Raw genomic sequence first — 26512 nt, forward strand, 5'->3', positions numbered from 1 at the left:
CTACAGGGGCTACAACCCGCTTTTCGTAGGAGCGCCATCTCGGCGCGAGCTCTTCTGCTTTTCGCGATTTGACGGAAGAGCTCGCGGCGGGGACGCCGCTCCTACAAGGGGTTACAACCCGCTTTTTGTAGGAGCGCCGTCTCGGCGCGAGCTCTTCGCTTCCGCTTCTATCGCCGCATCATTCGTGCGGCTTGGGCGGGCCTTTACGGTGCGGTTTGGCGGCGTGCGGTTTGGGCGCGCCTTTGAAGCCACCTGGTTTCCCAGGTGCTGCTTTCCCAAATGACTTTCCGGCGGGCTTGCCCGCACCCGGACCGAAGCGGCGCGGCGGTGCTTCGCCGGCGTCCTCGCCCGCCTTGTGGATACGCAACTGCTGGCCGGACACCCACACCTTCTTCAGATGCGTCAGCACTTCACGCGGCATGCCTTCCGGCAAATCCAGCATGGTGTAGTCGTCGTGGATATCGATGCGACCGATATAGCGGCTTTCCAGTCCGGCCTCGTTGGCGATGGCGCCGACGATATTGTTCGGCTTCACGCCGTGGACGTGGCCAACTTCAATGCGGAAAGTTTCCATGCCCACTTCCGCTTCGCCGCGTGGCGGCTTGTCGGCGCGCGGGCGTTCGGTGCGTTCGAATTCAGGGCGCTCGATGCGCGAATGCTCGCGCGGTGCTGCCGGTTTGTCGAAAGTGCGAGCGGGACGCTCGAACGGCGCATCGTCACGACGCCTCGGGCGCTCTTCGCGAGACGGACGTTCGTCGCGCTGTGGACGATCGAAACGTCCCGCGGGCTTCTCGAAGCTTTCGCGGCGCGCGGGTGCACGTTCGGGCGACAGCAACAAAGGCGTATCGCCCTGCAGCAATTTCGCCAGCGCGGCGGCGATGTCGACCGCTGGCACGTTGTGCTCGCGCTCGTAACCTTCGATCAGGCTGCGGTACTCGCCGGCTTCGTTCGCTGCCAGCGTATCGGTGATGCGCCCCAGGAACTTGGCCACGCGCTTGTCGTTGACCGCTTCCACGCTGGGCAACTGCATCTCTTCGATCGGCTGGCGGGTAGCGCGTTCGATGGCGCGCAGCATGCCTTTCTCGCGCGGGGTGACGAACAGGATCGCCTCGCCGCTACGGCCAGCACGCCCGGTGCGGCCGATCCGGTGCACGTAGCTTTCGGTGTCGTACGGAATGTCGAAGTTCAGGACATGGCTGATGCGCTCCACGTCCAGACCGCGCGCGGCCACGTCGGTGGCTACCAGCACATCAAGTTTTCCGTCCTTCAACTGCTGGATGGTCTTTTCGCGCTGCGCCTGCTGGATGTCGCCATTGATCGCCGCCGCCGCCAAACCTCGCGCCTGCAGCTTGCCGGCCAGTTCATCGGTCGCCGCCTTGGTGCGGGCGAAGATGATCATCGCTTCGAAAGGTTCGGCTTCCAGGATCCGGGTCAATGCATCCAGTTTGTGCATGCCGCTGACGAACCAGTACCGCTGACGGATATTGGTCGCGGTCGTGGTCTTGGCGGTGATGGTGACCTCGGCCGGCTCGCGCAGGTAGGTTTGCGCGATGCGGCGGATGGCCGCCGGCATGGTGGCCGAGAACAGCGCGACCTGGCGCGCTTCGGGGGTCTTCTTGAGTACGGTCTCGACGTCGTCGATGAAGCCCATGCGCAGCATTTCGTCGGCTTCGTCCAGCACCAGCGTGGTCAGTTCGGACAAGTCCAGGGTGCCGCGTTCCAGATGGTCGATGACCCGGCCCGGCGTTCCCACCACCACGTGCACACCGCGCTTGAGCGCCTGCAGCTGCGGCGCATAGCCCTGGCCGCCGTAGATCGGCAGCACGTTGAAACCGGGGATCTTGTGGGCGTAACGCTGGAACGCTTCCGCCACCTGGATGGCCAGTTCACGGGTCGGAGCCAGCACCAGCGCTTGTGGCTTCTTTTGGTCCAGCTTCAGCCGCGACAGGATCGGCAACGCGAAGGCGGCGGTCTTGCCGGTGCCCGTCTGGGCCTGGCCCAGCAGGTCCTTGCCGGCCAGCAAGGTCGGAATGGTCGCCGCCTGAATGGGCGATGGGGATTCGTAGCCAACTTCGTTGACCGCCCCCATCACGGCAGCGGACAGGCCTAAATCGGCAAAGAGGAGAGGTGTTGGGTTGATTTCAGCAGACATGGGAGGACTCCGAGGCGTCGCGGAGTGCGCACGCAAGCAGCGTATTGTGCGCTTTTAGCCCCCTCCCTGTCGCCCTGAAGATGAACTCAGGGAGCTACTGACACGCTTTCAAGGCACTGCCGGCGCCTGCCGGGATACCAATCTGCCGGGAATCGCCTGCTGCTGACCGTTGGCCAGGCTTTCGCGCGAAAGCCCTGGCCCGTGGGATCAAACCGAAGCGGTCGTCCGTGTCCTGCGGCCGAACCCGACCATCTGCTGGCCTTCTTCGTCCCACAGCTTCAGTCGTGCGCATTTCAGACTGGTCCACAAGGTCAGCCGCGGCGCCGCCTGCAGCAGCTCGCTGGATTCGAACGCTTCCCGCAAGCGGTAGTTCGGAATGCGAGCAGCCAGATGGTGAATGTGGTGATAGCCGATATTGCCGGTGAACCAATGCAGCACGCGTGGCAGGTCGAAGAAGGAACTGCCTGCGATGGCGGCTTTGCCGGCGTCCCATTCTTCCTTGTTGGTCCAGTACGCGCCTTCGAAAGTGTGCTGCACGTAGAACAGCCATACGCCAACCGCACCGGCGATCAGCACGATGGGCAGATGCACCAGGAACACGGTGTGCCAGCCGATAGCGAAACCCATCGCCAGCACGGTGACGGCGAGCATCAGATTGTTGGCCATCACGCTGGCCCACTCTTTCTTCCAGCTGAAAGGCAGGTCGAACGGAAAACGGTGCTTGATGACGAACTGATAAAGCGGCCCGATGCCCAGCAGCACCGGCGTGCTGCGATAGAAGCGATAGCACAGGCGGCCGAACCAGGAACGCGCTTCGTATTCGGCTACGGTCAGCGTTTCGATATCGCCGATTTCACGGCGGTCCAGGTTTCCGGACGTGCCGTGGTGAATGGCGTGGGTCTTCTTCCAGTATCCGTAAGGAAACAGAGTGATCAGCCCCAGGCAGCGGCCGACCAGATCATTGGCGCGACTGCTGGCGAAGAACGAACCATGGCCGCAGTCGTGCTGGATGATGAACAAGCGCACGTAGAAGCCCGCCGCGGGTATCGCCATCAGCAATGTCCAGCCGTAGCCCCATTCCGCCACCACGCTCCAGGCCATCAATGCCCAGATGGTCAGCAGAGGCGGCAGTGTGTTGATGAGTTGCCAGATGGCATGGCTAAGCTTGGGCTTGGCGAACTGAGCGCATAGCTTGCGCAGTTGTGCGGCAGGATTGGGCAGCGTAGGGGCAGCGCTCAAGGAATATCTCCGTGGAATGAGCCGATTCTCCGCTACCCAGATGACGTTCGCTAGCGTACGGCCGACTTCCCGACCGGCGGCAGTCATATTTCACGCGGAATTTGTGACCGATGTGATTGTTCGCGGCCGAAAATGACTGACTGTTCAGATCTAGAGGTACGTAAATGGGTGTAGCGGCGGAAGAGGTGGAAGGTGGAAGGTGAAGTTGGGAAGGCTCAGGCTTTCGCCCCCTTTTTAAAGGGGGCTACGGGGGATTTGCTTTTGCTTGCTTTAAAAGCAAAAGCAAATTCCCCTCAGTCCCCCTTTGATAAAGGGGGAGGTAAAGCTTTGATAGAGGGGAGGTAAAGCGGAGCCTCTCTGCTTCTACCTTCTGCCTTCCGCGTCCTCCTGCTGCTTTCTGCTCCTCGCTACACTGCCCACATGCAAACTATCGAATTCGAGCTAGAACGCGAACACGTGGAGCTCAATCAGCTCCTTAAGCTGGTGGGTCTGTGCGACAGCGGCGGTGCTGGGAAAGCGATCGTCGCCAGCGGTGAAGTGCTGGTCGACGGCCAGGTGGAGCTGCGCAAGACCTGCAAGATCCGCGCAGGCCAGACAGTGGTTCTGGACGATGTGGAGATCAGGGTGATCGCCGCCGGCTAAAGCACTTCACGGCGATGGCCTACGGCAATCCGGCCGTTTCTTTTTTCTCGTCTTTCTTCTCGCGATCAAACTCCGCGAACGGGCTGTCGGCCGGGCACCGGCTATCCGGAAAATCGAAGCGTTCGCGCAGCGCCAATCCGCAGGCCTGCATCTGGTCCAGCTCGGCGCCCGACGCTTTGCAGTCGGTGTCGAACGCCCGGATGAAGGCGTCCTTGCGTTGTACGAAGGCCTCGCCGCAACGGCGCATCAGTTGCAGGCGATCGAGATCGTCCTGCGCGGCGTTGGTGCCGTCCAACCCGTATTCCTGCAACTCCGTTTTGCCCAGCAACCGCAGCTTGCGGTTCGGCACGGTCATCATCAGGTCGGCTACGGCAACGGCCACACCGTTACGCGCCAGGTAGTCCTTCACCCGCGAATACACCCCGCGCAATTCCTCATTGAGCTCGGAACGTGTTGTGGCGGTGGAACTCATGCGGATGATGCGGTGGATGCCCACCTTGCCGGAGATCAGGCGGTTATCTCCGGCGCCCAGCACGAACACGCAGGCGCTGTGGCAAACGGAGTCTTCCCGTACCCAGATGCTCCAGCGCGAAGCGCCGATCGCGTCACCGGCCTTGATCGCATCCTCGACCTGACCGCCCGCCGAGTCGATATCCAGGATGCGCTTGTCTATGCCCATGCGGTCGGCGACATCCGCCACCCGGATCACCAGGTCGGTGAAGCCATCGGCGATCTTGCCCTCATAACGGACCCGTACGACCCCACTCTCCTGGCACGGCGACAAGGCATCCACCACGCTGAAGAAAGCCAGCGATTCCAACGGTTCGCCGTCACCTTCGGCGGCGTAGTCGGTTTCACAGCTGACCAGCGCTTCGCCGGACCCCAGCTTGGCCAGTGGCCAGTCGGTCGGCATCCGCTCCGGGGGTGCCGGTGGCTTGACCGGCAGTTCCTGAACAGGCGCGGTGGAAACCGCACCGTTGGCGGCCTGCGCGTCTTCTTCCGTTGTCGGCGCCTGCGCTTGTGCGTCAGAAGCCTCGTCGGCGGACGGGCGCCCACCACACGCCGACAGCCCCAGGCTCAGGGCCAGCAGGAAGCAGATAGTGCACAGGCGCGAGATCGATATCCGGGGCATCAAAATCCCGCAGCGCCAGTCCGGGGCGCTGCGTTGTCTTGGGGGTCGCCGAGTAGTCTAGTGTCAAAGTCCCGGGCGTATCCAACCTGGGATAAATACGACGAAAGGGCCTGGAAGACAGCCTCAGGCCGCCGGTTGCGTCACCCTGCTGCGACGGGGACGCAACGAGACAGGCAATACAGCGGCGATACGACACTCAACCTGGGTCGAATTGGCTTCATCAACCAGACGCCGCGGCAAAAAAGAAGACCGCAAGGTCCGGCACGACCGAACAGATCGCACCGGACCAGCAACTTGCCTGATTACATCGCCGCCGTACTACGCGGCGTACCGGCGTAATCCACTACCAGCGACACGCGGCGGTTGTCGCGACCGGCCTCACCGGTGGCACCCGGACGCACCAGGCGGTTCTTGTCCTCACCGTAGCTAACCGCCCGCACCTGTTCGGCGGACAAGCCCGCGCTGACCAGATGGTCGCGAATGGCTTCGGCGCGACGCTGGCCGAGACGACGGTTGAACGCGGTGGAACCGGCCGGATCGGCGAAGCCTTCCACCGTGATCACGGCGTCGGAGTGGCTTTCCCGGATGACCCGGGCGAAATCGTCCAGCAGCGGCTTGTCCTGTTCGCTCAAGGTGGCGTCACCCGTGGCGAAATGGGCACCGGTTTCCACACGTGTGCGGCCGGCCAATTGGGTAACCAGCGCGTCATGTTTCTGCGATAGCGTATCGAGCTGCGATTGCAAACGCTGATCAGTGGCGCGCAGATCGGCGATGGTGCTATCGAATTCGTCGCGCTTGATGTAGTTGGAGCAACCGCTCAAGGCCACGGTCAACAGACTTACGGCGAGTAAGGCGTTGCGGGACGTTCTGCTTGCCATGAATAACTCCTCACTTCGATCCCTGCGCGGCAGCGCGCAGGCAGGGACCCACGTCGTCGGGAAAGCGCTGCTGGCGCGAATCTCCCGTATCGGTGAGGGACATCATGTGAAAATCGTAAACGGCTGTTCAGCGGGTTTTGCGTTTTGCTTCTGCACATGACGTGCACAAAACAGAACGCATGTGACGGCAGTTTCGACAGATCAACAACTTGCCTTCCCACGTCTTGCCCGATCTGCGCATTGCGTTGCACCAATGACGCAGTGGTCCTTCACACGCTCACGAAGCTGACCGCATGTATCGGCGGCAACCGCGCCGGCAATGGCTGCCAGTGATCGCCTTGGTCGTCACTGGTCCACAGGCCCCCGGTGGTGGAGCCGAACGCCAGTCGATCGCCGCTGCTGTCGACCGCCAATCCATGGCGATAGACCAGATCATAGGCGGGCATTTGCGGCAGCCCTTCGGTCAGCGTTTCGAAGCTGGCACCGCCATCGCGCGTGCGTGCGACCACCAAGCGGGCATCGACCGGGAAGCGGCGTTCGTCCTTGACGGCCGGCACAAACCAGGCGGTCCCGGGACTGCGCGGATGCACCGCTACCGCGAATCCGAATACGGACGGCGACACGTCGGGGACGTCCTGCCATTGGCCGCCACCGTGGGTACTGCGAAATACCGCGTTGTGGTGCTGGGCCCAGAAGTGATCGGGCGCATCGCGGCATTGCACCAGCCGATGCACGTCCTGGATGTTGGGGTCACGCGCGCGTTCACCCGGCCAATAGGCTGCGAACATCCCATCGGCGGTTTGCGTCCACGTCTCGCCCGCATCATCGCTGCGCCAGACGCCACCGCTGGAGATAGCGATACGTATGCAACGCGAGTCACGCGGATCCACGCAGATGGAATGAATACCGGGCTGATCGTAGCCGCCACCGAACCATTCGTTGCGCTCGGGGCGATCCCACAACGAGCGCACCAGCTGCCAACTCTGGCCGTAGTCATCGGAACGAAACAAGCCACCGGGAATCGTGCCTGCCCACAGGCGTCCGGGCTCGGTTGCGCCGCCGGCCTCCAACGACCAGATCAAACGCAAGGTCGCCGGCTGCGGCGGTTTGCCGTCGCCGGTAACCACCTGGTCTCCTTCGCCATAAGCGGGCACGGCGATCTCTTCCCAGGTCTGGCCTTGATCGCGCGAACGATGCAGCTTGCCGCCGAAATGCCCCAGATCCAGCGCGGCATACCAATTGCCGTCGCGCGGATCGGCGAGCGTCACGGCGACGTTGTCGCCCAGGAACGCTTCCCGTTCGATGCGCCAGGCTTCGGCCTCGCGTTGCAGCACGAACAAGCCCTTGCGCGTGGATACCAACAACCGGTCGGACATATCAACCTCCCGAAAGTGCCTGCATGATGTAAAGCTCGCCGCGTTCGCCCAGCGGCTGCCCGAGATTACGTTTGTCGCGGATCGCTTCGCCGTCCACGATCACCGCGACGTGATGACGCACCGTGCCTTGTTCATCCAGCACGTAGCCACGCAGCGAGGGATGCAAAAGAAATAGAGAATCCAGCGCCTGATCGACAGTGTCGCCGTCCACTTCCACCGACAGCTCGCCCTGCGCCCCGCGCTCTGCCTCCGGCAACCAGCGCGTCAGCGATGATGCCAGCATTACCTTGGCCATGGACTTCACCCGCCGCCCAGCGAAGCGCGGAGCATACGCCGCCGGCGAACAGCGGCAAAGGCGCACTGCGGCAATACTGAGAGTGGGGAATGGGGAATAGAAGGCTCTTGCGCCTCCCCTTTTTCAAAAGGGGGATTTGCTGTTGCTGTTGCTCTCCTAAAGACAAACAGCAAATCCCCCGTAGCCCCCTTTAAAAAAGGGGGCGAAAGCAAAAACTTCCCCATTCCCTGCTCCGCACTCACCGCTCCGCCCAATGCCAGGGCGGTTGATCCAACATGCCTTGACCGATCACGCGCGTCTGGCTGAATTCCTTTTCCAATCGGATGGTGTTGCAGTCGTCGCTCTCTTCCAGCGCTGCGATCAATCGTGAGGCGTGCGATACCACCCACACCTGAGTCCGCCGGGATGCTTGTGCGATCAGGCGCGCCAGCGCGGGCAACAGATCGGGGTGCAGGCTGGTCTCTGGTTCGTTGAGCACCATCAGCGGCGGCGGGCGCGGCGTGTGCAGCGCTGCCACCCACAGCAGATAACGCAGCGTGCCATCGGACAACTCGCTGGCCGACAGTGGCCGCAACAATCCGTGCTGACTGAATTCCAATCCGAAGCGGCCATCGTTGGTGACTACCTGTACCGAGGCTCCGGGAAACGCGTCGGATACGGATTCACGCAACGCCTGTGCATCGCCGATCTCCAGGATCGTCTGCCACGCCGCTGCGAGATCGCGGCCGTCATGGCTGAGCGCGGTAGTACGTGTTCCCAGTTGTGGCAATCGAGCCGGCGCATCGGCATCGGAACGGAAGTGATCATAGAAACGCCAGCCGCGAATGGTTTCGCGCAGCAGCAATACTTCCGGCGCGTGCTGCGGATCGGCGATCTGGCCGAACACACTATCGAAACCGCTCAAGTGTTCGGCGACGATGCGCCAACCACGCCCCTCGCGCACGCGCGCCACGGGCCCACGGCGATCGACCAGCAGATTCGCGCTGCGCAGGAACGGGCCGCTCCAGATGCACTCACGCTTGATCTCTGGGTCCAACGCGAACAGGGAACGTGAAGGTGTCGGCAATCCCATGTCTATCGCGTAGCCGAAGTCCTCACCGGCAAATCCCATCCGCAGCGAGACCGGTTCGCGCCGTGGTCCGCCTTCGATCGGCACTTCGCCACGCTGCATGCGCGGACTGATGCTCTCCGGCCCCGCCCACAGTGTGGAAGGCAAGCCGCCTTCACGTGCAAGCGCCGGCACCACGCCGCCTTGCGCGGTTTCCGCCAACAACCGCAGTGCACGGTACAGGTTGGACTTGCCGCTGCCATTGGCGCCGGTGACCAGATTCAGCCGGCCCATTGGCAGAACCAGTTCGCGCAGCGAACGGTAGTTGGCAATTGCGAGTGTCGTCAGCATGGCGGCGATGACAACATGGTTGCCGGAGGGCGGCAACCCGGCGCGCCTGGGTTTGGCTTTCGCGGATAAGTCGGGAGGAGCTCGCGGCGGGACGCCGCTCCTACATATGCTCCATACCTAAAGCAGCCGAATCAAGAAACCAACAGATCGCGCAACACCGGCACCTGCTTGCTATCAGGAAACACCTGACTGCTGAGCTTGCCATTGGCAACTTGCATATGCGTCGCCAGCACGCCTTTAAAAACACTGCGCAAGTCGGTAGTGGCGCGCAGGTCACGACGCTCGTTGAGTGCATCGGGCGCCAGGCCGGGCCAGTCGCCTGCGATGCGTCCTCCCGCCACGGCGCCGCCGGCCAGCATCGCCAGCGTCCCGGTGCCATGGTCGGTACCGCCGGTACCGTTGACCGCGGCGGTTGTGCCGAACTCGGTCACCACCATCACCACGGTCTTGTTCCAGATGGAAGAAGCGCGGTCGTGGAACGCACGCAGGCCTTCATCGAGCTCCTTCAGCTTGCGCGTCAGCGTGGCGGCCTGATTGCTGTGCGTGTCCCAACCGGTGTTCTCGACGAAGCCGAGCCGCGGCCCATCCGTTTTTGCCATGAAATCCGCGGCCGCTCCCATCGCCTGCGGCAACCGTCCGGTACCGCCGCCCGCCGCCATTCCTTGTGCTTCAACCGCTTTGGCAAAGGGAGCCGCGAGTGTCGGATCCGCGGCGTACAGCGCCTGCAGTCGTTGCAGCAGGATGGGATTGACGTCTTCAGGCAACGGCGGCGACCACGTCGTCGCGTCGCCCGGTCCGCGCAGGATCAGTGGCATCACCGCGGTGATGGACAGGGCTTGGGTGCCGCTCATCGCAGCAGCGCAGCGGTTGAGCCAGCCGGTGGATGCGCCGCTCGCCTGTGCAGTGCCGTTCTCCAGGCAATCCTGCGCTTCAAAATGCGAGCGTTGCCGGTACGGCGGCGCCACCGCCACCACCGGCAGCCACTGTTTTCGCCCAAACAAGGCGTGCGAAAACTCCAGCGATGGATGCAGTGCGAAGTCGGTGTTCAACGCCAATGGATTCTGCGGAGCCAGCGCGCCTCGCAAGCTGGCGTAGTGCGGATCGCCGACGGGTAGCAACGCATGCAGACCGTCCAACCCACCGCGCAACAGGACGACCAGCAGACGTGTGTCGGCCGCGGGCACGGCCCGGCTGGCACGCGGCCACAACGTCAGCGCGGTGATGGCGGCGGCAGTGCCGATGAAACGACGTCGGGTCAAAGTTGGATAGTCGCCGGACATATCGGGTCCTCCATTGGAAGGCGGGGCTGGCGAACAGCAATGCCAATCCCTCACGTGGCGATTCGGCACGGCGGAGCGCACTGCCCGTGGGCTCGTCCAGATGGCCACCGTATACAGCGGCAGCGGTGGCTACGGGGTCGGGCTGTGCGCCCGGTGCAGCCTCGGCCAAAGCCTGTGCCGCCTGAATCCGCTTCCATACCGCATCCGGCCCACTCCATGCATCGGCGGTATCGCCGAATCCCGCCGGCGAACGCGGATTGAACGGCGGTTGCCCCATGCGCGTCAGTAATTGCAGCAGTGGGCGCGGCTGTTCATCCGGAGTCGTGCCGGTAGCGCGCATCGCGGAAACCACGAAGTCATCGGGCGTCTTGAACTTCCGCGCATCCGGCGACCAGGATTCGGCACTGCCGATCAGTGTGCGGTAGACCGCGCGCAGATCGCCTTCCTCGCGTAGCCAGGTTTTCGCCAGCCGCTCCACCAAAGCGGCGGGCGGAGCGTCGCCGACGAAGTGGCGCGCCAGCTTGTAGGACAGATGACGGGCGGTAGACGGATGACGGGCCAGGTCCTGCAGAATGGCTCGCCCTTGCGCTTCGCCGGCTTCGGCATAGCGCTTTTCCATCACCGAACGACTTCCACTTTCGTGCGCTGCCGCTCGGAAAACGAACGCCGATGTCGCACTACCGCGCTCCCAGTCCTGTTGTAGCGGTACGCTCCAGCCGGTGATCGCTTTTGCCAGCTCGGTCACGTCGGCCTGCGAGTAGCCGCCATCTACGCCCAACGTATGCAACTCCAGAATTTCACGCGCCAGGTTCTCGTTGAGGCCGGTACGACGCGCCGGTGCATCATCGCCCCGACGCAGCGCGCGCTCGCGCGCCCGTTGTGCGGAAAGCGATTGCTCACCTGCCGAACGTACGTTGTCCAGGTAGCGCAGCATCGCGGGATGCTGTTCTACCGCGATCAGGAGATCGGAAAAGTGCCCCAGCATGTGCACGCGAATCGCCTCGCGCTCCATCGGTGCGGCGTACAGCGCGGACGTCTGCTTATCGACGGAAACGGCAAAGTGATTGGACCAGAAGCGCACCAGACGCTCGAAGAATCCGGCATCGGTTGCGATCGCCAGCCGATAACGCCGGCCCAGCTCCCGAGTCTGCGCTTCGCGAAAACGCTGCGCGAAGGTGTTCTGTCTCGGCACCGCCTTGTTCGCCTTCCGTGCCGCGGCTCGCTCGCGCTGGTAGTCGTTCTCCAACCGCAGGTATTGCAGGCTGTCGGGAAGGCCGGCGAATGCCGACGTGGTTTTGTCATGTCGCAACTGCGCCAGCAACCACTCGCGTGGATCACGCAGATTCGCCAATTCGCCGGGCTTGGCGCCAAGCCCGAAACGATTGGCCGCGCTGACGGCCTCTCTAGCAATCATGCCGGTTCACCGAAATGCCGAAGATGGGAGAGGTAACGCTCCAGATGCTTGACGGTTGACGCGAGCATTCATCGATTAAGCATCGTGGACGGATCTTCACTGCGCAGGACCCGACTGCCGTCACCCGGCGACAGCCGCTACCGCCTCCACTTCGAACAGCATGCCGTCCAGCGCCAGGCGTGGCACCGGGATCAAGGTACAAGCCGGTTTGTGCCGCGGACCGAAAGCCGCCTCCAATTCGGCGCCAAACACGTGCAGGCGCTCTTCGGTGTGCGCCACTACCAGTACGGTCAGCTTCAGCACGTCGTCGGTGCCGGCGCCAGCGGATGCCAGGGCGGTTTTCAGATTCGAGAGCGCCTGCCGCACTTGCGTGCGGAAGTCCGTCGATAGGATCCCGTCTTGTGTTTCGCCGCCCTGCCCTGCGATCCACAGCCATTTCGCGCCGGGCTTCACGGCAGCCACATGCGAATAGCCATTCGGCGCGGGGTCGTACAGGCCTGGTGGGTTGTCGAGGACGAAAACGGGCGCAGCGATAGGGGTATTCATGCAGATCCTTGTATGAGGGGAACGTCGCCCGCGCGGCGTTTTCCGGTATCCGCCGCGGGGCTTCCACTGGATTGTCGATCCTCGCGGTCGGTTTGTGACCGTGGCATCAGGAACGATGTGTTCGCCGCACGTCACGAACGCGGGTGGTCAATCGTCAGCTCTATACATACCCCTTCCATTCCCAAGGAGCAACCCGATGATTACCACCCAAGCCGTCCGTTATGAGCAGGAAATCCCGAATGTGCTGAAAGCGTTGGGCGATGTGCATCCCGCTATCGATCTCCACGGCATCGACAAGCCGCTGCAACACCTGGTGCATCTGAGGGCCTCGCAGATCAACGGCTGCAGCTTTTGCATCCGCATGCATACCCGCGAGGCCCTGGAGGACGGCGAAAGCCAACAGCGGCTTGACCGCTTGGCCGATTGGCGCCAATCCGATGAGTTCAGCGCACGCGAAAAAGCGGCATTCGCATGGACGGAAGCACTGACTTTGCTTGCATCCGGCACCGACTACGGCGCGCTGCGTTCACAGCTACGGCAGCACTTCGACGACAACGCCATAGCTGCCCTCACCGCTTCGATCGGTATGATCAACGTCTGGAACCGCATTCAGATTTCGAGGCATTGATGGGCGATACAAGCGCTGGCGCCGCGTTCGAAAAAGCCCGGCCGCGGCTGTTGGGGTTGGCCTACCGCATCCTCGGCTCGCGCGCCGACGCCGAGGATGCGGTGCAGGACACCTATCTGAAATGGCGAACCGCCGACCACGCCACCATCGAAGGCGCGGATGCCTGGTTGACGACGGCCTGCACCCGCCGCTGTATCGATCTGCTGCGATCAGCACACCGTTCGCGTACCGAATACGTGGGCTCATGGCTGCCGGAACCCGTACTGACGCCCGATGAAGACACACCCGAAGTCCGGCTGTCGCTTTCGTCTTCGCTGACGACGGCGTTCCTGCTGTTGTTGGAACGGCTGACCCCTAAAGAGCGCGCGGCCTATCTGCTGCACGAGATTTTCGACATGCCCTATGGCGATGTGGCGGCGACGTTGGATATGCAGGAACCCGCTTGCCGGAAACTGGTCTCGCGCGCCAAGTCCCGGGTGGACGCGGCGCAGGTTCGGCATGTCACTCCGGCCAGCGCGCAGCGGCGCCTGCTGGCGGCATTCCAATCCGCCATCGCCAGCGGTAATCCGACGGTATTGGCCGGGCTGCTGTCGCAACAGGTCGAGCTCTCCGCCGATGGCGGCGGCAAGGTATCGGCGCTGGCCCATGTGCTGCACGGCGAATCGGACGTGCTGTCTTTCATCAGCAAGGATCTGCATCAGTACTGGTCGGAATACGAATGGGATATCACCGGCGTCAACGGGAGCGGCGGCATCGTGCTGCGCAAGGAGGGCCACGCCATGGTGGCAGTGTCCTTCTCCTACGACGCCGAAGGGTTGGCCAACGGCATCTACATCGTTCGCAATCCGGACAAGTTGGCGCGACCGGATGGCGCGTTTGTCGCTTGAAGCCGATTGGCGCGCTCTGGTAGAGCCGAGCTTGCTCGACTGCTCTTCTATCCGGACGACGAAATCTTCGACATCTTCAAAGAGCAGCGGAGCAAGCTCCGCTCTACGAGAAGCGCCTTCAAGCAGCTATTCACTATCGCTTGCCGTTGCGACGGCCAAATTGCTATTGACGCGGTGTAATCGCGGGGCGCAGCTCCGCTCTACGGAGCATCAGGATGGCCGAACGGATGCTTGAGCAATGGCTTCCACCGGCTGCGGTTTGATTCGCACCGCCCAGAGTACGCCGGCTATTAGCAAGGCAATGCCCAGCATGGTCAGCGCAGGCGGCCATGATCCACGTAGGACAAACGCATAACCCAAGGCAGCCAATGTCTCGAATACGATCAATTGCCCCGCCAATGCAGTGGGCAGGCGCTGGCTGGCCTGGTTCCAGCACAAGGTACCCAGCCACGAGGCTAGTAAGCCCATAACCACCATCAACCCGATAAAGAAACCCGGTCTGGGGCCGAACGGCATCGGGAATCCATCGCCCCGGTATGCCTGCCACGCCCAGATCAGCAGATAGCCGGCAAGCGCCAGCGGCAATGTGACCAAGCCCTGCGCCGTGGCCCAGACACGCGGGTTGCGGTCAGGGTGCTCCCGCAGCCAATCGGCGTTACGCAGTGGGTACCACGTCCAGCAAACCACCGCGATAAGCGCCAATGCCGCGCCCGTCGCGTAGCGCATGGGGTCGGCCTGCGGCATGAGGCGCAAGGCCTGCCACTCCGCCTGATTGACGCAGACGATCCCCACCGCGATCAATAGCAGCGAAGGCACCATCCGCTTCCACGGCAGCTGGCCGTCACGTCGTCCGTCGCGGAGATTGGCGCTGATGGCGATCACCACCGGCAACGTGCCGATGATCATCGTCGGCATTGGACCACCGGCGCGTTGGATGGCCGCGGCAAGACAGACGTAGTACAGCAGGTTGCCGATGGCGGACAGCTTCAAGGCTTCCTTCCAATCGTTCCTGCTCAGCCGGCGCAGTTCAATACGATCGAACCAAGCCAACGGCAGGGCAATCAGTCCGAACGCCAGATAGCGGCCTACCGACTGCAATGCCGCTGGATATTCGGGCAGCAGCAGCGGCCCCACGAACACGAGGCCCCAAGTCAGTCCCGCCACGAGTGCATATAAGATCCCTACCCACATGCCGCTTCCGCCATTTCGTCGTCAATGGAGAAATTTATGATGGAGCGATGTGGCGTGTCTTGAACCAGATTGCGCTGGAGCAGGCTCGCTTACGTGTCTCGAACGTCTATTCCAAAATCAATATTGCCGTCGTCCCGGCGCAGGCCGGGACCCAGCGCCTTGACCGTGGATAGCGAAAGTCACTGAGCCCCGGCCTGCGCCGGTGAGGCGAATTGCGCTCTAGCTCCGCACCTGTCGCTGATAGTTCGCGGGAGTAACGCCATAGCGGCGCCGAAAGGCGCGTGTCAGATGAGCTTGATCGGCCAAACCGCTGGCCAACGCGATCTGCGCGGCGGGTTCTCCTGCCGCCAGGCGCCGTTTGGCATCATGAAGACGCAACGCCATCAGCATCTGCTGCGGAGTAACGTGGTATTGCGCACGGAAACGGCGCAGGAAGTGGAAAGGGCTAAGCCCCGCGACGCCAGCCAGATCCTGCAATGTCGATCGTTCCGCCAGATTCGCGCGCAGATAATCGATCACCGCCGCGAAGCGCATCGGCCGTTCCTCGGCCGGAAACTTCACTGCCCGTGCCTCTCTGCACAGTTCCCCTACCAACGCATAGAGGTGGCTGTCGAATGCGAGCGGCTCCTCCGCCTGCCATAACGCGTCAAGCAGGGCGGTAACACGCCGCGCGCGAGCCGGGTCGCTGCATACGGCATCGGGAAACCAAACGCTCGACTGCCCCGAGACCTCCTCCAGCACCGCGCGGTCGATATAGATCATGCGGTAGCGCCAGCCGCCCTTAGTCTCGGCACGGCCGGTATGCAATACGTCAGGATTCATCAACACCAGCGAACCAGCCGGTGCCAAATGATCCGATCCGGCATAGCGGAAGCGCTCCACTCCGGATTCAATCGCGCCTAGTCCGAACGCTTCGTGCATATGCGGCTCGAATGCATGGCGAACAATGTGCGCGCGATACAGCTCGATGCCCGCGCGGTGGCGAGGATGCCGGAACTGCGCCGCATCGTTGAGATCATCGAATTGTTCGGGCACGCCCTGCATGGATTTCATGATGCCATGCATCAGGAGCCGGGAATGGGGAATGGGGAATGGGAGCAGGAGCAGGAGCAGGAGCGACGAGCTAGTGTGTCTTGGTATTGGATGATTACTCGGAAAAATGACCGGTCATCCCGGCGCAGGCCGGGACCCAGCGACTTTCACTCCAGATGGCAGTTGACGCGCCGAGCCGAGAATCGGCGCAGCGTCCCCTAATCAGGCTCTTTGAGTTCCAACCGGCTCGCATGGCTGGCCGCCATCTTCCATTCCCCGTCGCGATACACCCACGTGTCAGTGAACTGGAAATCGGCGGCGAACGACGTTCCGCCCGCATGCCCTTTGACCGTGGTGACGCCGGTGGTAATGGCGGCATCACCGTACAGGCGCACTTTCTGGCTGTGATTGCGGAAGACTTCGTAACGCGGCTCGCGCCGCTCTACTTCGGCGACGTTCCGAGCGAAATCGGTCACCACACCGCGAGAGTCGGTCAAGGTGAACGTCTTGTCCAGGTATCGGCGCACGGTAGCGGCATCACCGTTCTCGAAGGCGCGACACAACGCGGCTTCAACCTTCAATATTTCGCGCTCGTCCTGCTTGGCATCGCGCGCCGCCGCCATCTGCGAACAAAGCACCCACGGTATCGCCAACAAAGCTGCATAGCGCATATCAATGACCTGCTGTGATGGAGCCGGCGCATCGTAAGCCATGGCCGCCAGGCCATATGTTCTGTTCTTGCGAATTCGGCCGCAGCTCCATGCGCCGGCAATGGCTCAGCAGCCGGTCCGGCAAAAATTTTGTTCACTTACGCAGATTCTGCGGCTTAACAACGGGTCCACAGGCTTCGGTGCATTCTTGCTCTCGCGCATGCAGCCCGCGAGATTGTTGATAGCTTACGCGGGCGACGCGCGGAACGCTCCGCAACAAGAGAACGCCATGCTGCTTAACCACGCTCCCCCGCAAGACCCTATCCCAGGCCAGGTCCCGAATCCGGCACGCGATCCCATACCGGATAAACCGATCGATCCTGTCCCCGACAAACCCATCGATCCCACACCCGACAAGCCTATCGATCCTGAACCGGATCGGCCCATCGATCCCATTCCAGACCGGCCGACCGATCCGGTGCGGCTGCCCGAAGACCACCCCGAAGGCGAGCAGGAAAAGTGACTAGAAAAATCCGATACCCGGTCGCAGAACGAATTGGAATATCAACAGAAGCAGTGCCGCCGCGACCATCGGGACGATGACGCGCAGATCACTTGTGCTTCCGTTTGCCTGCGCAGAGCGCACGCGCCAGGCGCCCGCCTGTATCCACGCGACGCCGATCACGGTCACCAGCACCGGCAACAGGACGACTTCTATCAGTTCGCGCGGAATGCGGAATGGCAGAATCAACGCTATGCCGATCAACGCCGGCAGTGTGGCGACTTGGAAGACGTAGCGCGTCCTCGCACCGGCGCTTGAGATCGCATCCTGATGGTCAGCCAAGGTCAGCAAGGGCCGCACCAACGATAAGGCGAGGATCGGCATCGTGATCAGCGCCAACAGCGCCGCGGCTGTCTTGGCGGTTGCGCTTAACTGAAAATAGTCCATTGCCATGCCCACGTCATTGCCGGGATTGAGCGCGCCGATAACCACTTGCGGCAGCGCCATGAACAACCCGCAATACGCCACCCAGATAAGGAAAAGCCGGATCGATACCGAACGTCCCGCGCCGCGCCGCAGCAACAGCAAGCACGCCATGCCGATCAGGAAGGTAGCCAACGCGCCGGTACCCTGGAACAAGCGCGTCAGCGGATGCTCGCCTTCCCAGACATGATTATTATGAAACAACGTAGGCCGCACCCCGGGCAGGAAGGCTTTCGGCAGCACCAGGAAAATCTCCTGGACGAAGAAGATCAGATTAAAAGCCAGGGTATAGAGCAACGCGGAAAGCAGGGTCAGCTTGCTGCTCCAGGGGGAATGTCCTGGAGTTTCCTGCTTCTGCGTGCGTCTGGCCGAAATCAGGCCGGCCAAGCCCAGCAGCAAGGGGCCCATAAGCAATATCAATACAGTCGCAGTTCCGATCATGCACTCGTCCAAGGCTCAGCGTGTGCCGCGATCATAGCGGCCACCATCAGATTTATGGGAAACAACGGATCCGCCTTTTACTTCCCCTTTTTTTTAAAGGGAATTGAGCGGGGTTTTCTTGCTCCTAAAAATTACCGCTCTGCGGACAAGCCCCGCCGCAACGACCAAAACCCGATATCGCGGCGATGGCGAAACCCGATCTGCTCGTACAACCCTTTGGCGCGTGGATTCTCGTGACTGACATGCAGGAAGGGCGTACTTCCGCGTTGCAACGTATCGTTGGTCAGCATGGCCGTCAGCCGGCGCGCATAACCCAGGCCATTGAAATCGGGATGCGTGCAGATGGCGCTCATTTCCCGGTACGTCTCCGTACCCATGCGCTCGCCGACCATCGCCGCTAGCCGACCATCCTGGTAGATGCCGAAGTAACGGCCCATTTCCATCGTGCGCGGTCGGAAATAATGCGGATAAACCAAAGCGGTCAGCTCCAGCACGTCGGCGCGATGCGCTTGGGTCAGCTCGATGATCTCTGGGCCATCGATTACTTCCAATGGCGAGGTGCAGATCATCTGCGCCAACGGGCGAAAGGCTTCAAGCTTCCACCCATCCGGCACCTGTCCAGGCGCCACACCAATCAGGTAAACCGATTCGCTAGGCGCGACCAATGCATCCAGCGCATCGGTCACCTCGGCATCGGCGTCGGAAACACCCAGGAAGGGCGCGTACTCCGCCGGATAACGCGCCACCTCGCCTGCAGCCTGCGCGATACCGCGATGCAGCGAGCGCAAGGAGGACCAGAAGGGATTGTCGAGTGCGGATACTTCGGAGGAAATCGCCATTGCCAGTACTTACCAATAGGAATAACCACAATGTCAGTTTATGCCGATCCCGGGAGACCGACGCTTTTTCCAGCGGATGGATTTGCCCTAGGTAATGAGCTTGGCGGCGATGCGCGCAACGTCGGCCAGTACGCCATTACGCTGATCCTGCGGTATCGACGACTCAGCGTAGTAGCCCGTAATCAGCAGCGGAGCATCGCGGCCTGGCGGCCAAGCGATACCGATATCGTTGGTAACGCCATTGCCGCTGGTTCCCGTCTTGTCGCCGACGCGCCAGCCCGCGGGTAGTCCCGCGCGAATCCGTTGATCTCCGGTGGTGGTGGCAATCAGCCAGTCGGCCAGTTGTTTACGCGAAGATGGCGACAGTGCGTCACCCAACAATAGCGCGCGCATGTCGTCCAGCATCGCCGCCGGCGTGGTGGTATCGCGCGGATCAGCGGGAATCGCTTCGTTGAGGTCGGTTTCGATGCGGTCCAGCCGCGTCACTTTATCGCCCAATGAACGAGTGAAGGCGGTCAAACCCGCGGGTCCGCCAAAGCTTGCCAGTAACAGATTGCCGGCTGTGTTGTCGCTGACGGTGACAGCGGCATGGCAGAGCTCGGCCATCGTCATACCGTGCTTGCCGGCATGCCGCTCGGTAATCGGGGAATATGTCACCAGATCCTCCTTGGCGTACACGACGCGGCGGTCCAGTTGCTCTTCGCCTTTATCCACACGTGCCAGCACCTGCGCGGCCGCGAGAAACTTGAATGTGCTTAACATCGGGAAGCGCTCATCGGCACGATGTCCGATCCGCTGGCCGCTTTCCACGTCCAGCACGGAGACACCCAGCCGCCCGCCATGGCGGCGTTCGAGGGCCGCCAGCTGGTCCTGCAACTCGGACGGACGGTCCCCGGCCGCCAATGCACGACCCACAGGCCATAGCGAAACAGCGCAGATGCCGGCCATAAGCGAGCGACGGTTCGGATCGAACTTCATGCATTCTCCACGGGTTGGGGTTTCCGGAAATCTTAACCCCACCATCACTACGCTGGCATTCAACGGGTTCATCTCACATGTCGATCTTGAGCCCACTCGTTCGTCGTACAAACGAAGGCGCCCATGCCGGGCGTCCTCTTCCCCTGGAACCAAAGGAAAAAACCATGCCCTACGTCGACGGCTTCGTCATTGCGGTACCGACCGCCAACAAACAGAAATTCACCGACCATGCCAATCGCTTCGATGCGATGTTCATGGAATTTGGCGCCACCCGTATCCTTGAATGCTGGGGCGACGACGTGCCTGATGGCACCGTCACCGACTTCCGCAAGGCCGTACAAGCCAAGGACGATGAAACGGTGGTGTTTTCATGGGTCGAATGGCCGGACAAGGCAACGCGCGACACCGGCATGAAGAGCATCATGGAAGACCCGCGCATGAAGATGGAAGACAATCCCATGCCGTTCGATGGCAAGCGGATGATCTACGGCGGCTTCGCATCGGTGGTGGAGTTGCCCGCGAAAGCGTAGCCCGTACTCGCAGCTCAGCGCCGCTCATGGGTGGGCACTTGTGTGCCCGCCCTGGTTTCCGACTACTTGCACACCGGTGGCCAGGCGGCGTCGCCATCGGGCTGAAGCTCGGCAAGGAATATCTCGCCGGAACGCTCGTCGTCCGCCTGGGCGAACAGCAAGCGTTTGCCATCCGGCGACAACAGCGGCCCCACTTGGAATACCTCATCACGCGCTGGCACGCGGCCACGTTCGCGCCAGCCGCTCTGGTGGTCTTTGCCGAGGCGATCGAACAGGTATAGATGTGAACGTTCGCCGCGATTGGCCACCACCACCATTCGGCTGCCATCGCGGGACATGTCAGCCTCGTATTCGTCGCCGGCGGTATTGATCGGTGCCGGAAGTGGCTTCACCTCCCAACCCTCACCGGCTTGCTGCGTTGCCACATACAAGTCACGCCCACCTGGTCCGCCGGGCCGATTGGATCCAAACAGCAAACGGCCATCGGCCAATTGCCGCGGCAGCAATTCGGTTTGCGGGCTATTGATCGGTTCCGGCAGGCGTTGCGGTTGGCCCCATTGTCCTTCCGAAGTCCGCTCCACCTTCCAGATATCGAGGTCGTCCGGGCGATCACGTGCCGATACGTAGTACAGGCGCTGACCATCCGGGCTGAAAGCAGGGTCAGCTTCCAGTACGCCGGGCGAAGCGGCGAAAGGCGGTTCCACCGGCGCTGACCACTGGCCCTTCTCGCACCGCGAGTACAGCAACCGATAGTTGTCGAACTGACGATCGGCGCGGAAGAAGAACAGTTCGCGACCATCGGGGGATAACGTGGGAGAGGACTCGTATTGGTCCGTCGATAACGGCGACGGCGTCCAGCGCACTGGCGTATCCGTAGCGAGCTTGGAGGTGGCAGGTGCAGCATGACACCCGCCGCAAATTACCGCCGCTACGAACGCGATGATCAAGCGAGAATCCATGGCCCGGCCCGACACTGTGATCGCCATGAAGCTAATGGCCCGCAAAACGCACCGGTAGCGAATATCGTACAAGGCTGGGTTGAGCCAAGTTCAAGACAGGGTTCTTCGATTCAATAGGTGCCGAGTAGGATGTGGTGAGCAAAGCGAACCGCATCGATCGCGATTCACCGGGAGTGTGGAAATCTCCCAGTTGGCCAAGACGCGAACGATGCGGTGCGCCCTCGGCTTACCGCATCCTACGGGGCCCCTGAATAATGGAAGCGGTCGCGAGTCCAGCATGCCTCCGGTCCACTACAAACCCGCATACCAAACGGCGAAGCGCTGCCATGCCTGTGTCGCCGGTATCGTCATGATCGAGACATGCAACGTAACGAAGAGTCCCAGTAGTACCCACAGCGCGGATCGTCCCTGTGCGGATTTCCTGTCCAGCACGATCAGCAGCGACAGGATCGCGTATACCGTGCCGAAAGTGATCAGCTGGTAGAACTGAGGAGGCACGGAGGGTACCCAGAAGATCAGCACACGCACCATCGACGGGTCGATCAGCGTCAACGCCGTTCCCGCCATATAGCGCGCATGCAGCGCCGACTGGCCCCGATAGAAGATACCCAGCGACCAGACGATCGCGAAAAGCACTGCCATCGATACGCCCAGAAACAGAATGAACTGCTGCACAGGCAGCATTTCCGCCGGTGCATGACTGATGCGAAGCTGCGCCAGGGCTAGCGCGCTGATCACGATCAGCGGCACCACGACATACGACGCCTTGCCGATACGCCGATGCCACGCCAACTGGCGCGAACGGATGAGCAACGGCTGCGCCACCAGCATCCCGATCCACACCAGCATGGAGGCCGCGTGCAGATGCGCCATGCCCTGCGCGGCGCCCAGCTGCGAAAAATAAGGTTTCCAGAAACCGAGTACCGCCACGCCCAGCAGCAGCACGACCCATGGCGATCCGCGCGTGCCCCACAACCCCGGCCGAGAGGCCGCGATACTTGTTGCCATTATCTTCTCCCCGTCCCACTGCGGGACCTAGGGAAAACGCGGCTTCCTGGGGAGACCGGCCAAGGAGGGTCGGGCGGCGGCCAAGGTAGGATGTGGCAAGCAAAGCGAACCGCATCTATCGCGGCTTCCCAGGCCAGGATCGGCCCCCTTGCTACCTGAGATGCGGCGCCTGTCGATAATCGAAGTCTACTTAGCTGAACCCATACTCTTGCGCCACGTATGAGCATGTCGATTTTCTATCTGCCCGGTCGTCGCTAATTACAAGAGAATGTCCTCCGCCAACGAGATCAAGCTATGTCCACGAACAACACTGTCCGACTCCATCGCGTCCTAACCGCCCCGGCTGAGCGCATCTACCGCGCCTTCCTGGACGCCGATGCCAAAGCCAAATGGCTGCCCCCGCACGGCTTCACCGGCAAGGTCCACCATCTGGACGCCACCGTCGGCGGCACCTACAAAATGTCGTTCACCAATTTCTCGACCGGCCAGACGCACACCTTCGGCGGGAAATATCTGGAACTGACGCCATACGAACGCATCCGCTACACCGATGCCTTCGACGATCCCAATCTACCCGGCGAGATGCAGACCACCATATCGCTGAAAAAAGTATCCTGCGGAACCGAACTGCACATCATGCAGGAAGGCCTACCCGAGGTGATCCCAGTCGAACAGTGCTACCTCGGCTGGCAGGAGTCGCTGACATTGCTGGCGCAGCTGGTGGAAGCGGAAATCCCGGATTGAAGCCTGCAGTCCATCGGCCAACGTAGGATGCGGTGAGCAAAGCGCACCGCATCGGTCGCGAATCACCGGCGCACAGGCGTCCTCTGGTCATTGCGGCACGAACGATGCGGTGCGCCTGCGACTTACCACATCCTACGAAGCTGACATTACCGGCCCTTCCGGATCGAATCCTGTAACTCGCCTTCCAACGTAGGATGTGGTGAGCAAAGCGAACCGCATCGGTCGCGAACCACCGGCGCACAGACACCCTCTGGTCATTGGGCACGAACGATGCGGTGCGCCTGCGGCTTACCACATCCTACGAAGCTGACCTGCCGGCCCTTCCCGGATCGAATCCTGTAACTCGCCTCCCAATGTAGGATGTGGTGAGCAAAGCGAACCGCATCGGTCGCGAATCACCGGCGTACAGAAACGTCCTCTCGCCACTGAGGCACGAACGATGCGGTGCGCCTGCGGCTTACCACATCCTACGAAGCTGACATTACCGGCCCTTCCAGATCGAATCCTGTAACTCGCCTTCCAATGTAGGATGCGGTGAGCAAAGCGAACCGCATCGGTCGCGAATCACCGGCGCACAGGCGTCCTCTGGTCATTGCGGCACGAACGATGCGGTGCGCCTGCGGCTTACCACATCCTACGAACTTTGCTCACCGCTTCCTACGGATCTGGCCGACTTCGATTAGCACTTGCTGGATCTGAGAGGTAGGATGCATGCGAAGCTAACCACATAGCCCGGACAATCAAAGGTCAAGGAATGACTGAATATCGCCGCCCTGGCACGCCAGGTGCCACTTGGTTTTTTACCGTCAATCTCGCCGAACGCCACGGCAACACCCGGTTAATCACACATGTGGATGCTCTCAGGCGTTCGTTCGCGCTGGTGCGCAGACGTCATCCGTTCCACATAGAGGCCATCGTCGTTCTTCCCGACCACCTGCATTGTCTTTGGCGACTACCTGATGGCGATGCCGACAATGCTACCCGCTGGGGTTTAATCAAGGCGGGGTTCTCCCGCACCCTACCCCACGACGAACGCATCAGCGCCAGCCGCCGCTCTCGAGGTGAGCGCGGAATATGGCAGCGAAGATTCTGGGAACATCAGATTCGCGACGATGACGACTACGCCGCGCATGTGGACTACATTCACTACAACCCAGTCAAACATCGCCACGCCGAGACCGCGGCTGCCTGGCCGTATTCCTCCTTCCACACCTTCGTGACGAAAGGAATTTACCCGTCTGATTGGGCCGCTCCACCGGGCATCAGGATTAGGCGCGAATAGCCGTAGGATGCGGTGAGCAAAGCGAACCGCATCGTTCGCGCAATCGGTGCACCGGAGGCGCTTCCTTGCGTGGAGATACGCGACAGATGCGGTTCGCTTCGCTCATCGCATCCTACGTAGTTCCATAGAGAGGAACGGTGCCTCCTCAACTGAGCCGCAAGCGATGCCGTTCGCCTGCGACTCACCGCATCCTAGGGGGCTACTGTTGGCTACACCTGCGCCGTCTTCCACTTACCGCGCGAGAACAGCCACAGGGTGAACAATCCCACCGACGTTTCGGAAACAAATACGGCCCAGAACACGCCGGTTTGTTGCCAGCCCAACGAGATCGCCAGCGCATACGAGAGCGGGATCTGGATCAGCCAGAAGAACACCAGGTTGATCTTGGTGGGCGTAACCGTGTCGCCGGCACCATTGAACGCCTGCACTGCCACCATCCACCAGCCGTAGACGAAGAACGAGTACGACAGGATCCGCAGCCATTCGCCACCGATGGCGACGACGGCGGGGTCATCAGTGAAGATGCCCATCAACTGGTGATGGAAGAAGAAGAACAGCACCGATATCACGACGGTGAAGACCATGTTGTACCAACCGATTCGCCATACCGAGGCTTCGGCACGGCCAGGCTCGTTGGCGCCCAGGTTCTGTCCCACCAGCGTGGCTGCCGCATTGGACATGCCCCATGCCGGCATCAGGGTGAACATCATGATGCGGATCGCGATCGTTGCGCCGGCGACCGCCTCGCTACCGATATTGGCCAAGATGCGCATCAGGAATATCCAGGACGTCATCGCCACGATCATCTGGCCAACGCCGCCCAGCGAAGTGCGCACGATGTTCCACATGATCGCGCCGTGCACCGCCAGTTGCGAAGCCGCCACGCGGATGTGCTTGCCGCCGCGGAACAGCGTCCACAGCTGGTACAGCACGCCCGTTCCGCGGCCAATGACGGTAGCCAGGGCCGCACCCTCGATACCCATTTCCGGAAACGGGCCGATACCGAAGATCAGCAGCGGGCAGAGCACGATGTTCAGGCCGTTGGCGAGCCACAGCACGCGCATGGCGATAGCCGCATCGCCGGCGCCGCGGAAGATGGCGTTGATCACGAACAACAGCATGATCACCACGTTGGCACCAAGCATCCACTGCATGTAGGGATAACCGTGCTCCAGCGTCCAGGCATCCGCGCCCATCAGCCGCAGCAAATCCTGCGCATAGACGATACCCGCCACCGCGAACGGTACCGACACCAGCAGCGCGACCAGGATGGCCTGCACGGCGGTCACCGCGGCTTCTTCAGGCTTGCCTTCGCCGATGCGCCGCGCAACCACCGCCGTCACCGACATGGCCAGCCCCATGCCAATCGCGTAAAGCAGGAACAGCAAGCTTTCAGTCAGCCCCACCGTTGCTACCGCGGACGGGCCAAGCTTGGCGACGAAGAAGATATCCACTACGGCGAAGGTGGATTCCAGCACCAGCTCCAACACCATGGGCACCGCGAGCAGGAACACCGCCCTGCGCATCGGGATCTTGGTGTAGTCGGCGCCGGTGCCGCGTATCGCGTCGCGCAGTTCTGCCCACATGGATTGGTTGGCTACCGGCGCCTCCATTGCGGCGGTGCCGGATTCAGGATCGATATCGGGTCGCGGATCAGTATTCATAGGCACATGTCTTCCTTGTTCGCGAAAACGAACGCGCATGGTAACCGCAGCGCGGCGCCGGGGCAGCCGCCAGTTACCGGAAGGCGTCCAGGGGATTTGAAGCGTTCGATTAACTTGCCGTCGCCAATCGTGAATTCGGCGGACGCACGTGCGTTTATACCGGGCATGTTGCCTCCCAAAATGACGAATACAAGACAGCCACCGGCTATCCTCCCCTTTGCGACGAGCGGGCGGCACCAGAATCGACATGGTCCAGCAAGATCAACGCCCATGTTATGCACATGCAGCGGTATCAGCGTAGGGCGGGTCTTGACCCGCCGCTCCCGACCATGGAATCAACA

At 61.8% G+C, this 26512-nt stretch carries 26 protein-coding genes; 7 read left to right on the forward strand and 19 right to left on the reverse strand.

Translation table 11 applies throughout. The features are described from left to right. Window positions 1-178: 178 nt before the first annotated feature. Both AADW18_RS08925 and AADW18_RS08930 read right to left on the reverse strand, forming a co-directional pair. The gene (locus tag AADW18_RS08925; RefSeq protein ID WP_337343020.1) at window positions 179-2152 is read right to left on the reverse strand and encodes a DEAD/DEAH box helicase; all 1974 of its coding nucleotides are present in this window, start codon (window positions 2150-2152) and stop codon (window positions 179-181) included. 207 nt (window positions 2153-2359) lie between these two features. Continuing rightward, on the reverse strand, window positions 2360-3391 hold the full coding sequence (locus AADW18_RS08930) for a fatty acid desaturase (protein ID WP_337343021.1): 1032 nt from the start codon (window positions 3389-3391) through the stop codon (window positions 2360-2362). A gap of 420 nt (window positions 3392-3811) precedes the next feature. Here AADW18_RS08930 and AADW18_RS08935 point away from each other — a divergent pair, with 420 nt between their 5' ends. Continuing rightward, window positions 3812-4033 (forward strand): RNA-binding S4 domain-containing protein, encoded by a 222-nt coding sequence (locus AADW18_RS08935; protein ID WP_337343022.1) that lies wholly within the window; start codon window positions 3812-3814, stop codon window positions 4031-4033. Window positions 4034-4052: 19 nt separating this feature from the next. Here the strand turns inward: AADW18_RS08935 and AADW18_RS08940 are convergent, their stop codons facing one another. The 8 genes from AADW18_RS08940 to AADW18_RS08975 form a co-directional block, all read right to left on the reverse strand. Then, on the reverse strand, window positions 4053-5165 hold the full coding sequence (locus AADW18_RS08940; RefSeq protein WP_337343023.1) for a hypothetical protein: 1113 nt from the start codon (window positions 5163-5165) through the stop codon (window positions 4053-4055). Between the two features lie 302 nt (window positions 5166-5467). Beyond that, window positions 5468-6043, reverse strand: a complete 576-nt coding sequence (locus tag AADW18_RS08945; protein WP_337343024.1) for an OmpA family protein — start codon at window positions 6041-6043, stop codon at window positions 5468-5470. A 269-nt stretch (window positions 6044-6312) separates the two neighbouring features. Beyond that, window positions 6313-7419 carry an exo-alpha-sialidase gene (locus tag AADW18_RS08950; RefSeq protein ID WP_337343025.1) on the reverse strand — a complete coding sequence of 369 codons (1107 nt, stop codon included), beginning with the start codon at window positions 7417-7419 and terminating at the stop codon, window positions 6313-6315. A 1-nt stretch (window position 7420) separates the two neighbouring features. Then, complete coding sequence (locus AADW18_RS08955; RefSeq protein ID WP_337343026.1) at window positions 7421-7714, reverse strand: MoaD/ThiS family protein; 294 nt, start codon at window positions 7712-7714, stop codon at window positions 7421-7423. A 238-nt stretch (window positions 7715-7952) separates the two neighbouring features. Then, a complete protein-coding gene (locus tag AADW18_RS08960) occupies window positions 7953-9113 on the reverse strand; it encodes an AAA family ATPase (protein ID WP_337343302.1) in 1161 nt (386 codons plus the stop codon). 131 nt (window positions 9114-9244) lie between these two features. Then, complete coding sequence (locus tag AADW18_RS08965) at window positions 9245-10114, reverse strand: DUF1501 domain-containing protein (protein ID WP_337343027.1); 870 nt, start codon at window positions 10112-10114, stop codon at window positions 9245-9247. Further along, the gene (locus AADW18_RS08970; protein WP_337343028.1) at window positions 10044-11807 is read right to left on the reverse strand and encodes a DUF1800 domain-containing protein; all 1764 of its coding nucleotides are present in this window, start codon (window positions 11805-11807) and stop codon (window positions 10044-10046) included. Before AADW18_RS08970 ends, AADW18_RS08965 begins: the two co-directional genes overlap by 71 nt. A 120-nt stretch (window positions 11808-11927) precedes the next feature. Beyond that, window positions 11928-12353, reverse strand: coding sequence for a RidA family protein (locus tag AADW18_RS08975; protein ID WP_337343029.1), 426 nt, complete (start codon window positions 12351-12353; stop codon window positions 11928-11930). A 196-nt stretch (window positions 12354-12549) separates the two neighbouring features. Here AADW18_RS08975 and AADW18_RS08980 point away from each other — a divergent pair, with 196 nt between their 5' ends. Beyond that, entirely contained in the window at window positions 12550-12981 is a 432-nt protein-coding gene (locus AADW18_RS08980) for a carboxymuconolactone decarboxylase family protein (RefSeq protein WP_337343030.1), read from the forward strand. Beyond that, window positions 12981-13868, forward strand: a complete 888-nt coding sequence (gene sigJ, locus AADW18_RS08985; RefSeq protein WP_337343031.1) for an RNA polymerase sigma factor SigJ — start codon at window positions 12981-12983, stop codon at window positions 13866-13868. Before AADW18_RS08980 ends, sigJ begins: the two co-directional genes overlap by 1 nt. A gap of 210 nt (window positions 13869-14078) precedes the next feature. Here sigJ and AADW18_RS08990 read toward each other — a convergent pair whose 3' ends face one another. The 3 genes from AADW18_RS08990 to AADW18_RS09000 all read right to left on the reverse strand — a co-directional run bounded on the left by AADW18_RS08990 (window position 14079) and on the right by AADW18_RS09000 (window position 16762). Beyond that, complete coding sequence (locus tag AADW18_RS08990) at window positions 14079-15059, reverse strand: DMT family transporter (RefSeq protein WP_337343032.1); 981 nt, start codon at window positions 15057-15059, stop codon at window positions 14079-14081. 219 nt (window positions 15060-15278) lie between these two features. Then, window positions 15279-16112 carry an AraC family transcriptional regulator gene (locus tag AADW18_RS08995; protein ID WP_337343033.1) on the reverse strand — a complete coding sequence of 278 codons (834 nt, stop codon included), beginning with the start codon at window positions 16110-16112 and terminating at the stop codon, window positions 15279-15281. 197 nt (window positions 16113-16309) lie between these two features. Further along, window positions 16310-16762, reverse strand: a complete 453-nt coding sequence (locus tag AADW18_RS09000) for a nuclear transport factor 2 family protein (protein WP_337343034.1) — start codon at window positions 16760-16762, stop codon at window positions 16310-16312. 268 nt (window positions 16763-17030) lie between these two features. On the opposite strand from AADW18_RS09000, the gene AADW18_RS09005 reads away from it, so the two are divergent. Further along, entirely contained in the window at window positions 17031-17264 is a 234-nt protein-coding gene (locus AADW18_RS09005) for a hypothetical protein (protein WP_337343035.1), read from the forward strand. On the opposite strand, the gene AADW18_RS09010 is transcribed toward AADW18_RS09005, so the two are convergent. The 3 genes from AADW18_RS09010 to bla all read right to left on the reverse strand — a co-directional run bounded on the left by AADW18_RS09010 (window position 17265) and on the right by bla (window position 19984). Beyond that, window positions 17265-18134 (reverse strand): hypothetical protein, encoded by an 870-nt coding sequence (locus tag AADW18_RS09010; protein WP_346842727.1) that lies wholly within the window; start codon window positions 18132-18134, stop codon window positions 17265-17267. It abuts the gene before it with no gap. Window positions 18135-18298: 164 nt separating this feature from the next. Then, on the reverse strand, window positions 18299-19006 hold the full coding sequence (locus AADW18_RS09015; RefSeq protein ID WP_337343037.1) for a GNAT family N-acetyltransferase: 708 nt from the start codon (window positions 19004-19006) through the stop codon (window positions 18299-18301). A gap of 87 nt (window positions 19007-19093) precedes the next feature. Continuing rightward, window positions 19094-19984, reverse strand: coding sequence for a class A beta-lactamase (bla, locus tag AADW18_RS09020; protein ID WP_337343038.1), 891 nt, complete (start codon window positions 19982-19984; stop codon window positions 19094-19096). Window positions 19985-20148: 164 nt separating this feature from the next. On the opposite strand from bla, the gene AADW18_RS09025 reads away from it, so the two are divergent. Then, a complete protein-coding gene (locus AADW18_RS09025; RefSeq protein ID WP_337343039.1) occupies window positions 20149-20514 on the forward strand; it encodes a DUF1428 domain-containing protein in 366 nt (121 codons plus the stop codon). A gap of 62 nt (window positions 20515-20576) precedes the next feature. Here the strand turns inward: AADW18_RS09025 and AADW18_RS09030 are convergent, their stop codons facing one another. Both AADW18_RS09030 and AADW18_RS09035 read right to left on the reverse strand, forming a co-directional pair. Then, window positions 20577-21461, reverse strand: coding sequence for a hypothetical protein (locus tag AADW18_RS09030; protein WP_337343040.1), 885 nt, complete (start codon window positions 21459-21461; stop codon window positions 20577-20579). A gap of 303 nt (window positions 21462-21764) precedes the next feature. Beyond that, window positions 21765-22481, reverse strand: a complete 717-nt coding sequence (locus tag AADW18_RS09035) for a hypothetical protein (protein ID WP_337343041.1) — start codon at window positions 22479-22481, stop codon at window positions 21765-21767. Window positions 22482-22775: 294 nt separating this feature from the next. On the opposite strand from AADW18_RS09035, the gene AADW18_RS09040 reads away from it, so the two are divergent. Continuing rightward, window positions 22776-23225 carry an SRPBCC family protein gene (locus tag AADW18_RS09040; protein WP_337343042.1) on the forward strand — a complete coding sequence of 150 codons (450 nt, stop codon included), beginning with the start codon at window positions 22776-22778 and terminating at the stop codon, window positions 23223-23225. A 754-nt stretch (window positions 23226-23979) separates the two neighbouring features. After that, entirely contained in the window at window positions 23980-24507 is a 528-nt protein-coding gene (locus AADW18_RS09045) for a transposase (RefSeq protein ID WP_337343043.1), read from the forward strand. Window positions 24508-24716: 209 nt separating this feature from the next. Here AADW18_RS09045 and AADW18_RS09050 read toward each other — a convergent pair whose 3' ends face one another. Then, a complete protein-coding gene (locus tag AADW18_RS09050; RefSeq protein WP_337343044.1) occupies window positions 24717-26171 on the reverse strand; it encodes an MATE family efflux transporter in 1455 nt (484 codons plus the stop codon). Window positions 26172-26512 lie beyond the last annotated feature (341 nt).

The organism is Pseudoxanthomonas sp. CCNWLY206-1, assembly GCF_039710385.1.
GTDB lineage: Bacteria > Pseudomonadota > Gammaproteobacteria > Xanthomonadales > Xanthomonadaceae > Pseudoxanthomonas_A.

What these genes read in the sequence shown, in the direction of transcription:
- AADW18_RS09050 (WP_337343044.1), bottom strand. Translation starts at nt 26,171, where the DNA reads ATGAATACTGATCCGCGACCCGATATCGATCCTGAATCCGGCACCGCC.
- AADW18_RS08935 (WP_337343022.1), top strand. Translation starts at nt 3,812, where the DNA reads ATGCAAACTATCGAATTCGAGCTAGAACGCGAACACGTGGAGCTCAAT.
- AADW18_RS09015 (WP_337343037.1), bottom strand. Translation starts at nt 19,006, where the DNA reads ATGGCGATTTCCTCCGAAGTATCCGCACTCGACAATCCCTTCTGGTCC.
- AADW18_RS09035 (WP_337343041.1), bottom strand. Translation starts at nt 22,481, where the DNA reads ATGGCAACAAGTATCGCGGCCTCTCGGCCGGGGTTGTGGGGCACGCGC.
- AADW18_RS08990 (WP_337343032.1), bottom strand. Translation starts at nt 15,059, where the DNA reads ATGTGGGTAGGGATCTTATATGCACTCGTGGCGGGACTGACTTGGGGC.
- AADW18_RS09025 (WP_337343039.1), top strand. Translation starts at nt 20,149, where the DNA reads ATGCCCTACGTCGACGGCTTCGTCATTGCGGTACCGACCGCCAACAAA.
- AADW18_RS08960 (WP_337343302.1), bottom strand. Translation starts at nt 9,113, where the DNA reads ATGCTGACGACACTCGCAATTGCCAACTACCGTTCGCTGCGCGAACTG.
- bla (WP_337343038.1), bottom strand. Translation starts at nt 19,984, where the DNA reads ATGAAGTTCGATCCGAACCGTCGCTCGCTTATGGCCGGCATCTGCGCT.
- AADW18_RS09040 (WP_337343042.1), top strand. Translation starts at nt 22,776, where the DNA reads ATGTCCACGAACAACACTGTCCGACTCCATCGCGTCCTAACCGCCCCG.
- AADW18_RS08925 (WP_337343020.1), bottom strand. Translation starts at nt 2,152, where the DNA reads ATGTCTGCTGAAATCAACCCAACACCTCTCCTCTTTGCCGATTTAGGC.
- AADW18_RS08955 (WP_337343026.1), bottom strand. Translation starts at nt 7,714, where the DNA reads ATGGCCAAGGTAATGCTGGCATCATCGCTGACGCGCTGGTTGCCGGAG.
- AADW18_RS08940 (WP_337343023.1), bottom strand. Translation starts at nt 5,165, where the DNA reads ATGCCCCGGATATCGATCTCGCGCCTGTGCACTATCTGCTTCCTGCTG.
- AADW18_RS08975 (WP_337343029.1), bottom strand. Translation starts at nt 12,353, where the DNA reads ATGAATACCCCTATCGCTGCGCCCGTTTTCGTCCTCGACAACCCACCA.
- AADW18_RS09010 (WP_346842727.1), bottom strand. Translation starts at nt 18,134, where the DNA reads ATGGGCCCCTTGCTGCTGGGCTTGGCCGGCCTGATTTCGGCCAGACGC.
- AADW18_RS09005 (WP_337343035.1), top strand. Translation starts at nt 17,031, where the DNA reads ATGCTGCTTAACCACGCTCCCCCGCAAGACCCTATCCCAGGCCAGGTC.
- AADW18_RS08945 (WP_337343024.1), bottom strand. Translation starts at nt 6,043, where the DNA reads ATGGCAAGCAGAACGTCCCGCAACGCCTTACTCGCCGTAAGTCTGTTG.
- AADW18_RS08970 (WP_337343028.1), bottom strand. Translation starts at nt 11,807, where the DNA reads ATGATTGCTAGAGAGGCCGTCAGCGCGGCCAATCGTTTCGGGCTTGGC.
- AADW18_RS08980 (WP_337343030.1), top strand. Translation starts at nt 12,550, where the DNA reads ATGATTACCACCCAAGCCGTCCGTTATGAGCAGGAAATCCCGAATGTG.
- AADW18_RS09045 (WP_337343043.1), top strand. Translation starts at nt 23,980, where the DNA reads ATGACTGAATATCGCCGCCCTGGCACGCCAGGTGCCACTTGGTTTTTT.
- AADW18_RS09000 (WP_337343034.1), bottom strand. Translation starts at nt 16,762, where the DNA reads ATGCGCTATGCAGCTTTGTTGGCGATACCGTGGGTGCTTTGTTCGCAG.
- AADW18_RS08995 (WP_337343033.1), bottom strand. Translation starts at nt 16,112, where the DNA reads ATGAAATCCATGCAGGGCGTGCCCGAACAATTCGATGATCTCAACGAT.
- sigJ (WP_337343031.1), top strand. Translation starts at nt 12,981, where the DNA reads ATGGGCGATACAAGCGCTGGCGCCGCGTTCGAAAAAGCCCGGCCGCGG.
- AADW18_RS08950 (WP_337343025.1), bottom strand. Translation starts at nt 7,419, where the DNA reads ATGTCCGACCGGTTGTTGGTATCCACGCGCAAGGGCTTGTTCGTGCTG.